The sequence below is a fragment of the Arthrobacter sp. 05L421 genome, from assembly GCF_056397785.1.
In genome coordinates this window covers 1-12655 of record NZ_JBFTOC010000008.1, presented here as the reverse complement: position 1 = coordinate 12655, position 12655 = coordinate 1, and the positions used below count along the sequence as shown (strand labels likewise).

General features: G+C 63.9%; 11 protein-coding genes and 1 pseudogene. 9 read left to right on the top strand and 3 right to left on the bottom strand.

The window, feature by feature from the left end:
* Positions 1-113: 113 nt before the first annotated feature.
* Complete coding sequence (locus AC1DKQ_RS11125) at positions 114-569, bottom strand: very short patch repair endonuclease (RefSeq protein WP_476919112.1); 456 nt, start codon at positions 567-569, stop codon at positions 114-116.
* A 104-nt stretch (positions 570-673) separates the two neighbouring features.
* Entirely contained in the window at positions 674-1108 is a 435-nt protein-coding gene (locus AC1DKQ_RS11120) for a pyridoxamine 5'-phosphate oxidase family protein (protein ID WP_476919023.1), read from the bottom strand.
* A gap of 186 nt (positions 1109-1294) precedes the next feature.
* On the opposite strand from AC1DKQ_RS11120, the gene AC1DKQ_RS11115 reads away from it, so the two are divergent.
* Complete coding sequence (locus AC1DKQ_RS11115) at positions 1295-1954, top strand: DUF6318 family protein (protein WP_476919022.1); 660 nt, start codon at positions 1295-1297, stop codon at positions 1952-1954.
* Positions 1955-2395: 441 nt separating this feature from the next.
* A complete protein-coding gene (locus AC1DKQ_RS11110; protein ID WP_476919021.1) occupies positions 2396-2896 on the top strand; it encodes a PKD domain-containing protein in 501 nt (166 codons plus the stop codon).
* Positions 2897-3025: 129 nt separating this feature from the next.
* Here the strand turns inward: AC1DKQ_RS11110 and AC1DKQ_RS11105 are convergent, their stop codons facing one another.
* Positions 3026-4360 (bottom strand): GAF domain-containing protein, encoded by a 1335-nt coding sequence (locus AC1DKQ_RS11105; protein WP_476919020.1) that lies wholly within the window; start codon positions 4358-4360, stop codon positions 3026-3028.
* A 205-nt stretch (positions 4361-4565) separates the two neighbouring features.
* Here AC1DKQ_RS11105 and AC1DKQ_RS11100 point away from each other — a divergent pair, with 205 nt between their 5' ends.
* The 7 genes and pseudogenes from AC1DKQ_RS11100 to AC1DKQ_RS11070 form a co-directional block, all read left to right on the top strand.
* Positions 4566-6356: an NAD(P)-binding domain-containing protein gene (locus AC1DKQ_RS11100; RefSeq protein WP_476919019.1), complete on the top strand. Its 1791-nt coding sequence runs from the start codon at positions 4566-4568 to the stop codon at positions 6354-6356.
* Positions 6357-6500: 144 nt separating this feature from the next.
* Complete coding sequence (locus AC1DKQ_RS11095) at positions 6501-7559, top strand: 2,3-butanediol dehydrogenase (RefSeq protein ID WP_476919018.1); 1059 nt, start codon at positions 6501-6503, stop codon at positions 7557-7559.
* Between the two features lie 78 nt (positions 7560-7637).
* The gene (locus AC1DKQ_RS11090) at positions 7638-8708 is read left to right on the top strand and encodes an alkene reductase (RefSeq protein WP_476884954.1); all 1071 of its coding nucleotides are present in this window, start codon (positions 7638-7640) and stop codon (positions 8706-8708) included.
* 121 nt (positions 8709-8829) lie between these two features.
* A complete protein-coding gene (locus AC1DKQ_RS11085) occupies positions 8830-9540 on the top strand; it encodes a GntR family transcriptional regulator (RefSeq protein WP_476884953.1) in 711 nt (236 codons plus the stop codon).
* 182 nt (positions 9541-9722) lie between these two features.
* The gene (locus AC1DKQ_RS11080; protein ID WP_476919017.1) at positions 9723-11051 is read left to right on the top strand and encodes an MFS transporter; all 1329 of its coding nucleotides are present in this window, start codon (positions 9723-9725) and stop codon (positions 11049-11051) included.
* Between the two features lie 8 nt (positions 11052-11059).
* Positions 11060-12259: a 2-hydroxyacid dehydrogenase gene (locus AC1DKQ_RS11075; RefSeq protein WP_476919016.1), complete on the top strand. Its 1200-nt coding sequence runs from the start codon at positions 11060-11062 to the stop codon at positions 12257-12259.
* A 6-nt stretch (positions 12260-12265) separates the two neighbouring features.
* Positions 12266-12655: pseudogene (locus AC1DKQ_RS11070) on the top strand (sugar phosphate isomerase/epimerase); the annotation flags it as partial.

Sequence of the window (12655 nt, the reverse complement as noted above, 5' to 3'; positions counted from 1 at the left end):
CTGACCGAATATTTCCCTAAGGCCCCCGGAGTCGAATATTAGCGGAGGCCGTTCAGCCTGCATCGGAAGCAGGCGGCGCGACACGCAGGATTTCTTCCGGTCATCGGATGGCCTCAGGAGGGTTCGTCCGTTGGCAGCTCCCGTGGCAGGCCTCTGAGGAACACGTCCAGCCGGAGCTCCAAGGCCGATCGGTCCTTCAGCTCGCACTCCCACACCGTGAGCACTTCCCAGCCCTCACGCTCGAGCTGAAGCCGCTGGGCGGCGTCGCGGTTCCGGGTTCGCGTGCGCTTGGTTTCCCAGAACTCGGCATTTGCTTGGGGTGCATGCTGCCCTACCCGGCAGTCATGGAAGTGCCAGAAGCAGCCGTTGATGAAGATGACTTTGTGGCGGCCGGCGAAGACGAGATCGGGGTTGCCCGGGAGTTTGCCGCCATTTGCCGCGCCATGCAGGCGATAGCGGTATCCCTTCGCGTGCAGCAGCCTGCGGACCAGCATTTCCGGTTTGGTGTTCTTACCCCGGATCCGGGACATGTTCCAGCTGCGCCGCTCCGGAGTCAGCTTGTCCGCCATCATTTAAGTCTAGGCGGCCGCCAAGCCGTGGCGCTTGCCGGGCTGTATCGACGACGGCGGGCAGCTAGCGGGCAGCTGGCGGGGCCGGCAGCCGCCGTCGGGCGCTAGAACTCCCGCTCTGGGTGTTCGCCAAACTGGAAGTGGCGTCCGCTGACCGAAGTCGGTGTGATTTCCACGTAGAAGTCCTTCAACGTGGGAACCCAGGGTTTCAGCCCGAGGGCCTCGGCGTCGGCAATGTCTGCCGACTGATCGAGTACCCGCGCAGTGCCGCGCAGGACCACGGACCACGCTTCCTCGGATAGGATTCCGTCGGTTTCGAAGAGCACCTTGGAATTGATGGTGAGCTCGGCCAGTTTGTTGCCCGGGGCGGTGCGGAGGAACAATTTCCGTCCGCTGGCCGCATAGTTCACCGGGAAGATGTCAGGTTCTCCGGCGACAGTGACCACCAGCCTGCCGTGTTTCGTGCTGTCTATCAGTTTCCAGGATTGCTCGTCGTCCAGCTTGAGGATGGGATTGCCGTCTTCGTGTTCAAACATCATGGGTTCATTGTTCTGTCCGCGATAGGGACATGGCTAGGGGCTAAAGGACTCATGACGGGTGGGCTGCCGGTTGGTGGGGCGAAGCGCAGCCTGTGGATAAACTTGACCAGCAAAATGTGATCTCAGTTACCCTTAAGCCATTCGGCTTTCAAGTGTCTTGATTTTCTATCGGGGGAGTACCTGACCATGACATTTCGCACCTCGCTTTCTGGCATCTGGCGAGCCGGTGCGGTCGCTTTGGTGTCGATCTCCTTGGTGTCTGTCACGGCGTGCAGCGGGGGCGGAACGCCGCCGCCCGGATCTCCATCGCCTGCTGAATCGCAAAGCCCGTCAGCATCGTCCACTACAAGTGCAGTTCCGACGCCCACCGCCAGCTATAAGCCGGCCGACGCATCGGGAAGGGCACAGAACGTTCCGGTTCCCGAACTGCCCGAGGCCGCGAAGGCGGAGACGAAGGCAGGTGCTATTGCTTTCGCCGCCTATTGGTTCAAATTGCTCAGCTATGGGTACGAAACTGGCAAATTGACCCAGTGGGAGGCAGTGACGTCGCCAGGCTGTGATCCCTGCTCGAAAGCCAAGAGTGTCATTGGCGCTTGGCATTCAGGAGGCCGTTGGCTTGTGGGAGGAACTATCACGACTCCGACAGTGAGCAGCCAATTCGTTCGTGACGCTGACGCCACCTATCAGGTAGTCGTCCAGACGCATCAAGCCCCGCTTACCTACATGAGGCAGGACGCTACTGTTGCGCGTAGCGATTCTCAGCCGGACGACAAGGGGAATCTTCTGTTTCTAAGCTACGGCAACGGTAGATGGACACTCGTTAACATCGGCAGCATCGTCGGCTGAATGATGGGCCCTGTGAGCCGGTACCGAGTTCGGTTATTGCTAGCAGTCGCCGCTGCTTTGACGTTCGGCATGGGAATTTCGACTGCGCGGGCAGAGCCGCCTGAAATTTTTGGCGACTGGACTCCGGTCAGCGTCAACGTCGGTGGTTATAGGTTGGATCCCGCGACGGGAAAATTTGTTGCTCTCCATCCAGGAACCCCCTCCACCGACCCCTTCCAATACAAATACGAGCTCCAATGCCACTTGGGCGGAGGCGACTTTGACGCCGATTGTCTCGCCCGAGCGGTGGACTGTTCGAGCGGGCCAGACGGAAAGCCCGGCATTCCCGTTGTCTGGTTAAAGGCGCCGGCGGGCGTGCCCAATCCGACATGGTCATTTCACTCCGGCCCAACCTGTCTCTTCGATCCCAGGCCCGAGGACCTGCTTCCTAGAATTGCCGCAATGATCCAGCGAGAGTTCCAGCGGCTTCCGATATCTGCTGGAAGTGCCACGGCCCAACCCAGCCCCAACACCCTGCGCGGAGCAGAGACTAACTTCTTTGCCAGCGCTGCAGATCAGCAGTTCGACATCACGATCCTGGCTCAGGCCGTCCACGTCGTTGCCAAGCCCGTGGAATACTCCTGGAGTTATGGGGATGGCACTACGTTGGGCCCGCAAACGGCGGCCGGCGGACCGCTTCCGCAGGACCGCTGGGGCGAGAAGACCCTGACAAGCCACGTCTACGCCCAGACCGGCAACTTCCCCGTGGTTCTGACAACGCATTTCCAAGGCACCTACTCCGTCAATGGCGGCCCACCCCTTCCCATCCCCGGCCGAGGCTCCTTCAGTTCGCCGCCGCAGACCGTCAGCGTTTGGCGTTCGATCACCAGGAATTACGCCGACACATGCCTGCAGAACCCCCGAGGCCAGGGCTGCCCCGGCGTCGCCGCTCCGTCTCCCTAGTGCGTCGCCGCTCCGTCTCCCTAGTGCGCAGCCGCGCCTGCTCCCGAGCGCTGAGTCCCGGTGTTGCTCCCAGGTGGCTAGCGCGCGCGGCCCGACAATTCACCCCAACGGTGGCTCCACGTCTCGTGGCTATGCTCGCAGCTCCCGGTCCACCCGTTCCATCCGGGCGCTCACAAGCTGGCACCGGGGATCGTTCGGTCCGATCAGCGCCGCCGCGGCAGCAGCAGTCGCCGTATCGGAAGATCCCATGTCGCTTGTGCACCACTGCAGCATTAGCCGGGCATCACCGCTGGACCGGATGGACGCTCCTACGGCTGCGTTCAGTTCGTCCCGCATGAACCCAACTGCCAGATTGGCCGAACGGGTGAGGAGTTTTGCCGAGTAGGCCGTAAATGCCTCGGCAACCCGCCCGTCCCGCAGATGCGCGGCCACGACTGAAGCATCCGTGACGACGTTGACCGTTGAATAGAACCGGTAGGGGTTTGCTTCCAAGACATCGCCCAGGATGTTGCGTATCCGGTGCATCTCGGTCCGGATCGCGGCGCCGGTGCCCGTGTCACCATGGATCTCGTACGCCAGTTCATCGGCGCTCCAGCCCTGGTCACGTGAGGCCAGCAGGGCCATGATCTCGGCACGCCGCAGCGTCAGCGGGCGCCTGCTGCCGCCGTCGAGCGCCGCGGACGGCGCGTCTCCCAAGAGCCGCAGCACCAGCTGCGACTGGGCGCCGTCGCGCCGTGCTCGCTGGTCGCGTGGTGCCGAGTGCCCTGGGGGCCGGGCATCGCCGTTGGGAACCGCAGCCGATCTCAGCAGCTCCTCTGCAAGCCGCACTCCACAACGCACCAGCCGCAGGCTGTCCGGCGTGACCGACTCGAACGGTCCGGAGACATCCAGGACGCCGACGATTTCGCCCGACAAGGGGTCGCGAATCGGAGAGGCAGTACAAGCCCAATCATGATGGGTCCGCACGAGGTGCTCGGCCGAGAAGAGCTGCGCCGGGGCGCCGGTTACCAAAGCCTCGCTGATGGCGTTGGTGCCAACCCCGGACTCGGACCAATCCGCACCCTCCACGAACTCCAGCGAGTCTGCAAGCCGCAATGCGTGTTTGCTTCCAACACGCCACAGCACTTCGCCCTCGTGATCGGTCACGATCAGCAAATGGCGCCCGGTGACGGTTTCATCGGCCAGCAACTGCGAGAGCGCAGGCATCACCGCGGCCAGCCGATGGCCAGCACTGAGGGAGCGCGCCTCGGAAACTTCATGCCGGTGCAGCGGCCGGTGCCGGTCCGGATTGATACCCAACGCGAGGGAACGCTGCCAGGACTTGATAAGCGAAGGGGACAGGTGCGGATCCGGATGGCCGGAAATGGTGGCCTCGTGCGCCGCCCGAAGAGTTCGGGCGTACTCCGCCGGCGCGGAAAACCTGAGGTCTGAGGGATACGTAATGGAGCCATTGCCCTGCCGCATGCTCATTCTCCCAACTCGCCCTCGAATCGTCGCACCCGGCAGGTTCTCGGCCGCCGTCGTCTCCCGGGCGCGCCGGCCGACAGCTTGAGAGCTCCGTGTAACCCGATTGTAACCCCCTGCCATCTTTACTTGTGATGCGGGTCACCGCGTGGTCTAGGCGTCACGCAAAGGGAACGACCCACTGTCAGCAATGGAAAGAGGAATCATGCCTGAGACACCAAACGGCGTCGTCGGGGCGTGGCTGGCGCAGTTCGATGAGGCGCTGCGCAGCCACAACACGGACGCCGCACTGGAACTTTTCGACGACGATTCGTACTGGCGCGACTTCGTCTCCTTCACCTGGAACCTCAAGACACTCGAAGGCAAAGCAGCCATCGGCCGCATGCTCGACGCCACCCTAGACGATGTCCAGCCCACCAACTGGACCCTGGCCGAGGACGCCACCGGGGATGCGGCAAATGCGGAGGCTTGGGTAAATTTCGAGACCGCCCAAGCCAGGGGCTACGCCCATTTGCGCCTCCGAAATGGCAAGTGCTGGACCCTGCTCACCACCATGCAGGAGCTTAAGGGCTTCGAGGAGAGGAAGGGCCCCAATCGGGAGAAGGGGGTCGCCCATGAGATCACCAAGGGCCGCAAAACCTGGCTGGAACTGAAGGAAGAGCAAGAAGCGCGACTGGGCTACGAAGACCAGCCCTACACCGTCATCATCGGCGGCGGACAAGGCGGAATCGGACTGGGGGCGCGGCTGCGGAGACTCGGCGTGCCCACCATCATCATCGAAAAGAATGAGCGCCCGGGCGACTCGTGGCGCAACCGCTACAAGTCCCTCCACCTGCACGATCCGGTCTGGTACGATCACCTTCCCTACATAAAGTTCCCCGACGACTGGCCGGTTTTCGCGGCCAAGGACAAGATCGGCGACTGGTTGGAAAACTACACACGGATCATGGAACTGAACTACTGGTCCAAGACCGAGTGCACCAACGCCCGCTTCGACGAATCGTCCCAGGAGTGGGTGGTGGAGGTGATGCGCGACGGCGAACCGGTCACCCTGCGCCCCAAACAGCTTGTGTTCGCCCTGGGTGTTTCGGGGCACCCCAGCGTCCCCGTATTCGACGGCGCCGAGTCCTTCCTGGGGGAGCAGTACCACTCGTCCAAGCACCCGGGCGGTGGAGACTGGACCGGCAAGAAGGCCGTGGTCATCGGCTCCAATAATTCAGCCCACGATATCTGTGCCGACCTCTGGGAGCATGGGGCCGATGTCACCATGGTCCAGAGGTCCTCTACTCATATTGCCCGCAGTGAGTCCCTCATGGACCTTGCGCTGGGCGATCTGTATTCCGAAAAGGCACTCGCGAACGGCGTCACCACGGAGAAAGCCGATCTGCTGTTTGCGTCGTTGCCGTACCGGATTCTGCCCGAAGCCCAGATCCCTGTTTATGCGGAGATGGCCAAGCGGGACGCCGGCTTCTATTCCCAGCTGGAGGCAGCAGGCTTTGACCTGGACTTCGGCGTTGACGGTTCCGGCCTGTTCCTGAAGTACCTGAGGCGCGGTTCCGGCTACTACATCGACGTCGGTGCCTCGCAGCTCATCATCGACGGTCGGGTCAAGCTCGCCAACGGCGAGGTCAGCAAGATCACCGGCAACTCCGTCGTGATGGCCAACGGAACCGAACTGGATGCAGACGTCATCATCTACGCCACCGGCTATGGGTCGATGAACGGCTGGTTGGCTGATTTGGTCTCGCCCGAGGTAGCCGACGCCGTCGGCAAGTGCTGGGGTTTCGGATCAGATACGCCCAAAGATCCGGGCCCGTGGGAGGGGGAACTGCGCAATATGTGGAAGCCCACAAACGTGGAGAACCTCTGGATCCATGGCGGCAATCTGCACCAGAGCCGTCACTACTCCACCTATCTGGCCCTGCAGCTCAAAGCAAGGATGGAAGGACTCCCAACGCCGGTCTTCGAGCTGCAGCCCACACACCACACGCGCTGAGTACACCTGCTGACACGCGGGTCGTGACAATCCCAGAGACGGCCACCAGACTGGGGTTACGGCCCCGTCGTGAGAACCCACCGACATTCCGTGGATGCGTCTGACCGGGCGCATCCACGGCCTGGAATGCGAAGGTTAAACATCATGAAAGCAGCACGATTCCACGCCCGCGAGGATCTCCGGATCGAAGATGTTCAAGAGCCGGAGCTGCGTCCGGGAACGGTGAAGATAGCCGTAGCCTGGTGCGGTATCTGCGGCACCGACCTCCATGAATTCCTCGAAGGACCTATTTTCACCCCGCCGCCCGGCCACCCCCACGTTCTTACTCACGAGGCCGCCCCGGTCACCCTGGGGCACGAGTTCTCCGGCACCGTTGAAGAACTTGGTGAAGGCGTCAGCGGTCTGGCCGTCGGAGACAACGTCGTCGTTGAGCCGTACGTCGTCTGCAATGAATGCGGTCCCTGCCGCAGCGGACACTACAACCTGTGTACAAAGTTGGGCTTCATCGGTTTGGCGGGCGGCGGTGGCGGCCTGAGCGAGAAAGTTGTTGTCGACACGCGTTGGGTGCACCCTGTCGGCGACATCCGCCTGGACGAGGCCGCACTTGTCGAACCCCTCGCCGTGGCGTATCACGCCGTCGGCAGGAGCGGCCTCAAAGCCGGGGACGTCGCCGTCGTCGGGGGTGCGGGACCCATTGGGCTCCTGACCGCCGCGGTCCTCAAAGGGATCGGCATCACCACGATCGTTACTGAGCTATCGGCCGCCCGCAAGGACAAGGCGACTTCGTCCGGGGTAGCGGATCACGTTCTCGACCCCAGTACCGACGACGTCAAGGCGCGCGTCCTGGAATTGACCAACGGTGCAGGGGCCGATGCGGCGTTTGAATGTGCAGGCGTGAATGCCGTGTTGGACACGATGCTCGACGTCGTGAAGCCCGCTGGCGTCGTCGTCAACGTCTCGATCTGGGGACACCCGGCCACAGTGGATATGCAGAAAGTGGTGCTGAAGGAAATCGATCTGCGCGGCACCATCGCTTACTGCGGCGATCATGAAGCCGCCATCAAGCTCGTCCAGGAAGGAAAAGTCGACCTGAAACCCTTCATCACCGGAAGAATCGCCCTGGACGACTTGGTGGATAAGGGGTTCGACACGCTGATCAACCACAACGACACCGCGGTGAAGATCATCGTCCGCCCGTCGTGATCCGAGTCTCAGATGGAATAGTTGCAAACGCTGTGCAGTTACCCCAAGTGAACCAATCCATTGTGAAAGGAACTGCGCATGCTGTTTTCCCCGATGACCCTCGGCGAGCTGGAACTACCCAACCGACTCGTGATGGCGCCGCTTACCCGCGTACGCTCGGGCAACGAAGGAATCCCCGGCCCGCTGGTGGTCGAACATTACCGCCAGCGCGCCTCGCTTGGCCTGATCGTCAGTGAGGGCACGTACCCCAGCAACGCCGGCCGAGGCTTCCCGGGCCAGCCCGGACTGGTGACGGACGAGCAGCTGGCGGGCTGGGCCAACGTCACCGCCGCCGTACACGCTGAGGGCGGCCGCATCTTCGCCCAGGTCATGCACGCCGGCCGGGTTACCCACCAGGACACCACCGGTGGCTACGAGGTAGTCGCACCCAGTGCCATTGCCATCGACGGCGAGACCCGTACGTACAAGGGCAAGCAGGCGTTCCCCGTACCGCACGCCCTGACCACCGCGGAACTGCCGGGCATCGTCGAGGAATTCGTGACGGCTTCCCGCAAGGCCGTAGAGGCCGGGTTCGACGGCGTCGAACTCCACTCGGCCAACGGTTACCTGTTGCACGAGTTCCTCACTCCGGCCGCCAACCAGCGCGACGACATCTACGGCGGCTCCCCGGAGAACCGGGCGCGCTTCGTGATCGAAGTTACCCGGGCCGTAGTAGACGCCATCGGCGCGGACCGCGTCGGCATCCGCATCTCCCCGGAGCACAATGTCCAGGGTGCCCTCGAACTCGACGCAGCAGACGTCCAGGCCACCTACGCCCACCTTGTGGACGCTCTGGCTCCCCTGAAGCTGGCCTACCTCAGCATCCTGCACAAGAACCCCACCAGCGAGCTGGTCCAGGACCTGCGTGCACGATTCAACGGAACGTTCCTGGTCAACACCGGCTTCGGCATCGTCACCACGCGCGATGAGGCCACCGCACTGGTGGCGAACGGCCACGCTGACGCCGTCGTCGTCGGGCGCCCGGCCATCGCCAACCCGGACCTGGTCCGCCGCTGGCGCGAAGGCCTGCCGGTCAACGAGGCGAATCCGGCCACGTTCTACACCGACGGCGCCGAGGGCTACACTGACTACCCGGCCTACCAGAACTAGGCAGCGGCAGCACCTCCACCACTGGACAGGTCCAGCCGTGGCAGCAAAGAGTGGGCAGAACACCGTTCTGCCCACTCTTTGGGTTAAAGAATGCGCATGTCCCGTCCTATAGGATCTGAAGATGCAACCAGCTTCCTCCGGGAGTCGCCCTGAGGGCCACTACGCGGGCCGTCCCGTCAGCCGCCAGGTCCTCGCCGACCACGTCTATGAAGAGCTTTTGGCGTCGCTGATGGACGGACGGCTCGAGCCCGGGGCAGCCGTGAGTATCGATGGAACCGCCCGGGAGCTCAATGTTTCGCCGACGCCGGTGCGGGAGGCGCTTGCCCGGCTCGAACACACCGGAATGGTTCGACGCGTCGCGCTCAAGGGATACAGGGTTGCGCCGATGTTCACCCAGGAGGACTTCGCCGAACTCATGGAAGCACGACTTGCCATTGAGCCCGTGAACGCCCGGTTGGCGTGCGCCCGGCAGACGCCGGCGCACCATGCCGAGCTGGCCAAGGCCGTCACCGACCTTACGAAGGCGCCGCGGGGCCCGTCGTTTGTCGAATACCGTGACTATCTGGAAGCCGATGAGCGGTTCCACCGGTTGATCGCGGAGCAGACCGGCAACCAGTTCATGGTTGCCGCCTATGCCGCCCTCGGCGGGCAGGTCCAGCGCTTCCGCCTGTTCGGCGGCGTGGGCATCACGGACGCGGAACAGGCGATCGCCGAGCACCAAGCGGTCCTGGACGCGCTGTCCACCGGTGACCCGGAGAAGGCCGCAGCCGCCATGGCCGAGCACGTGCAGAATGTGCGCGGCCGCGCCATCGCGGACGCTCCCGCAGAATAAGGCCCGTTCCGGAGACTTCGGGAGACTTCCAGAGAACTTCCGCAGGCCTTCGTGAGGCATCCCCGCGGCCGACCTGCAAATAACTTTCTTGTGACCCTCTTCACAATCAGATCGAATACCCTATAGGATCTTCGATTGTGACGGCTACGGTGCCGGCATGGGGAGTCACAAGGGAGTGAACAGTGCAAACAGAAACTTTGGCCGCAGGGCCTAAGGAGTCAGCAACACGCCGCACCATCAAGAATCTGCGGTGGTGGATCCTCGGCTGGGCCTTGGCCGCCGGCATCATCAACTACATGGACCGCAGCGCAATCTCCATCGCCGCACCGCAACTGATCAAAGACTTCGGCATGACCCGGACGGACATTGGCCTCCTGGGTACCGTGTTCTCTTGGACGTACGCCTTTGCCCAGCTGCCCGCTGGCTGGCTCGTGGACAAGCTTGGTGCCCGCCGGATGTACTTCCTGGCAATCGCGGGCTGGAGCATCGCAACCGCGCTGATGGCCATCGGCGGCAAGATGTGGCAGTTCATCACCTTCCGGTTCCTGCTCGGCATCACCGAAGCCCCGAACGGTCCGGCGTCGGCCAAGCTCACCGCTGACTGGTTCCCCCGGGCCGAACGCGGCCAGGCCACCGCCATCTGGGACAGCGGCTCCAAATGGGGACCCGCCATCGCTCCGCCCATCCTGACCGCCATCATGCTCGCCTTCGGCTGGCAGGCCATCTTCATCTTCCTCGGCGTCGCAGGCCTCGTGCTGGCGCTGGCCTTCTTCCTGTACTACCGCGCTCCCGAGGAGCACAAGCGCATCAGCGCCAAGGAACTGGACTACATCGAAAGCCAGCGCACCACCCAGCTCCTGACGGCCAAGAAGGTCTCCTGGCTCGGACTCTTCAAGCACCGCCAGATCTGGGGCATGATGGCCGGCTTCTTCTGCGTCATCTGGATCTGGAACATCTTCATCGTCTTCCTGCCGCTCTACCTGCAGGAAGAACGCGGTGCCAGCATCGCCAGCTCCGGCTGGCTCGCGGCCGTCCCGTACCTTGGCGCAGCCATCCTCGGAATCACCGGCGGCTGGGTAATGACGCGCTACTCGAAGAAGGCAGGCCGCGATCCGCTGCTGGCCAAGCGCCATGTGATGTCCGTAGCCGCGATTGCCGCCGGCATCCTGATCTGCCTCATCCCGTTCGTGGATTCCCTCCCGCTCGCTATCGCCGTCATGACCGTGGCCCTGGGCTTCGTCGCCACCATGCAGGCAGCCGCCTGGGCCATGCCCGGGGACATCGTGGACAACTCCCAGGTTGCCTCGGTCGGTGCCATCCAGAACTTCGGCGGCTACTTCGGCGGCGCCTTTGCCCCGCTGCTGACCGGCGTGATCGCCGACGCCACCGGCTCCTACGCGCCGTCCTTCGTGATCGGCGGCATCATCGCGGCCCTGGCCGCCGTGGCATACACCGTGCTGGTCCGCGAACCCATCAAGGACAAGACCGCAGTACTGCAGACAGAAAGCTGAACCGACGCATGAGCACCGCAACAAATGCATTGACGACGACGGCGGTCGCCACCTCGGCGGCCGCCCCGGCGGCGGGACCCGCCAATGCTGGGACCGCGGAGGCGGGAACCGCCCGGCCGCCGTTCACTGTGGCCGTCACGGCCGACGCTGCGCGGCCCGACGGAAGCTCCATTCACGGGGATCTGGGGCTGCAGCGGCTCAGCGAGAACGGCATCAGCTGGAGCGTCCTGCCCAGCTACACGGACCCGGTTCCGCTACCCGACCTCGCCGGGGTCCAGGCCGTGCTGTCGCTGGGACACATCGCCTTCGACTCACGCACCGTGGACCACGCTCCTGACCTGAGGCTGATCGCCCGGTTCGGGGCCGGCTACGAAACCATCGACTTGGATGCCTGCACCCGCGCTGGTGTCGTTGTCACCAACACCCCGGACGCGATCCGGCGACCATTGGCAGTGGCAGGGCTGACGCTGCTCCTGGCGCTCTCGCACAAGCTCCTGGCCAAGGACCGGCTGACCCGAACCTCGGACTGGGCGCAACGCGAGCACTACCGCGGCGCGCCACTGGTGGGGCAGACGGTCGGCATCGTGGGCTTCGGCAGCGTGGGCGCCGAGCTTGCCCGCCTGCTGGCGCCGCTCGGGATGAAGGTGGTGGGGAACAACCGCAGCGGACGCCATGCGGAGGCCGCCCGGCTCGGCGTCGAGTTGCTGGGTCTGAATGAGCTTCTGGAGCGCTCGGACTACGTGGTGCTCTGCGCCGCGCTGACCCCGGCGACCGAGAAACTCATCGACACCGCCGCGTTGGCCCGGATGAAGAAAGGCGCCTACCTGATCAACATCGGCCGCGGAAAGCTCGTGGACACCGACGCCCTCCGGGACGCCCTGCGGGAGGGGCAGATCGCCGGCGCCGGCCTGGACGTCTTCGAGCCGGAGCCGCTGCTTCCCCACGACGAGCTCCTGACCTTGGACAACGTGGTGCTGTCCCCGCATTCCCTGTGCTGGACCGAGGACTTCACCCGGGACGTCTCGTCCAGCGCCATTGACTCCATCCTGGCCGTCGCGGCGGGGGAGCGGCCCGCCAATGTCCTGAATCCGGAGGTCTTCTCAACCGAAACTTTTGCGGCGAAGCGCGCGAGTAATGCCAGGTGTGACCTTGACAACATCGCCTCGGATAGTAAATCCTATAGGAAACAGGATTCCACGAAGGAGTGAACCCCCATGGCTTACACAGCCGACAACTGGCCCATCACCGCAGCGCTCCTGCAGTTCCCGGGAACCGACGCGCAGGGTAACCACGTCAACGACGCCGACGCCGCCGCCTGGGCCGGGGTCTTCACCGAGGTCAGGGACGCCGGCTTTGCCGAGGCCGACCTCACGGACAGCTGGGTCCGCCCCGGCGACCTGAGCCCGGCCCGGCTTGCCGAGTTCAAGCAGACCGCGGACACCGTGGGCATCGGCATCCCCGTCATCTCCGCCATCCGCCGCAGCGTGATCGAGGAAGGGAACTGGGAGGCGAACCTGGCCTACAGCCACCGCACCATCGACGCCGCCGCAGAGCTCGGCTGTGAGGTGGTCTCCTTCGGGCTGCACCAGGCCATCACCGCCGAG

What these genes read in the sequence shown, in the direction of transcription:
- AC1DKQ_RS11125 (WP_476919112.1), bottom strand. Translation starts at nt 569, where the DNA reads ATGGCGGACAAGCTGACTCCGGAGCGGCGCAGCTGGAACATGTCCCGG.
- AC1DKQ_RS11120 (WP_476919023.1), bottom strand. Translation starts at nt 1,108, where the DNA reads ATGATGTTTGAACACGAAGACGGCAATCCCATCCTCAAGCTGGACGAC.
- AC1DKQ_RS11115 (WP_476919022.1), top strand. Translation starts at nt 1,295, where the DNA reads ATGACATTTCGCACCTCGCTTTCTGGCATCTGGCGAGCCGGTGCGGTC.
- AC1DKQ_RS11110 (WP_476919021.1), top strand. Translation starts at nt 2,396, where the DNA reads ATGATCCAGCGAGAGTTCCAGCGGCTTCCGATATCTGCTGGAAGTGCC.
- AC1DKQ_RS11105 (WP_476919020.1), bottom strand. Translation starts at nt 4,360, where the DNA reads ATGCGGCAGGGCAATGGCTCCATTACGTATCCCTCAGACCTCAGGTTT.
- AC1DKQ_RS11100 (WP_476919019.1), top strand. Translation starts at nt 4,566, where the DNA reads ATGCCTGAGACACCAAACGGCGTCGTCGGGGCGTGGCTGGCGCAGTTC.
- AC1DKQ_RS11095 (WP_476919018.1), top strand. Translation starts at nt 6,501, where the DNA reads ATGAAAGCAGCACGATTCCACGCCCGCGAGGATCTCCGGATCGAAGAT.
- AC1DKQ_RS11090 (WP_476884954.1), top strand. Translation starts at nt 7,638, where the DNA reads ATGCTGTTTTCCCCGATGACCCTCGGCGAGCTGGAACTACCCAACCGA.
- AC1DKQ_RS11085 (WP_476884953.1), top strand. Translation starts at nt 8,830, where the DNA reads ATGCAACCAGCTTCCTCCGGGAGTCGCCCTGAGGGCCACTACGCGGGC.
- AC1DKQ_RS11075 (WP_476919016.1), top strand. Translation starts at nt 11,060, where the DNA reads ATGAGCACCGCAACAAATGCATTGACGACGACGGCGGTCGCCACCTCG.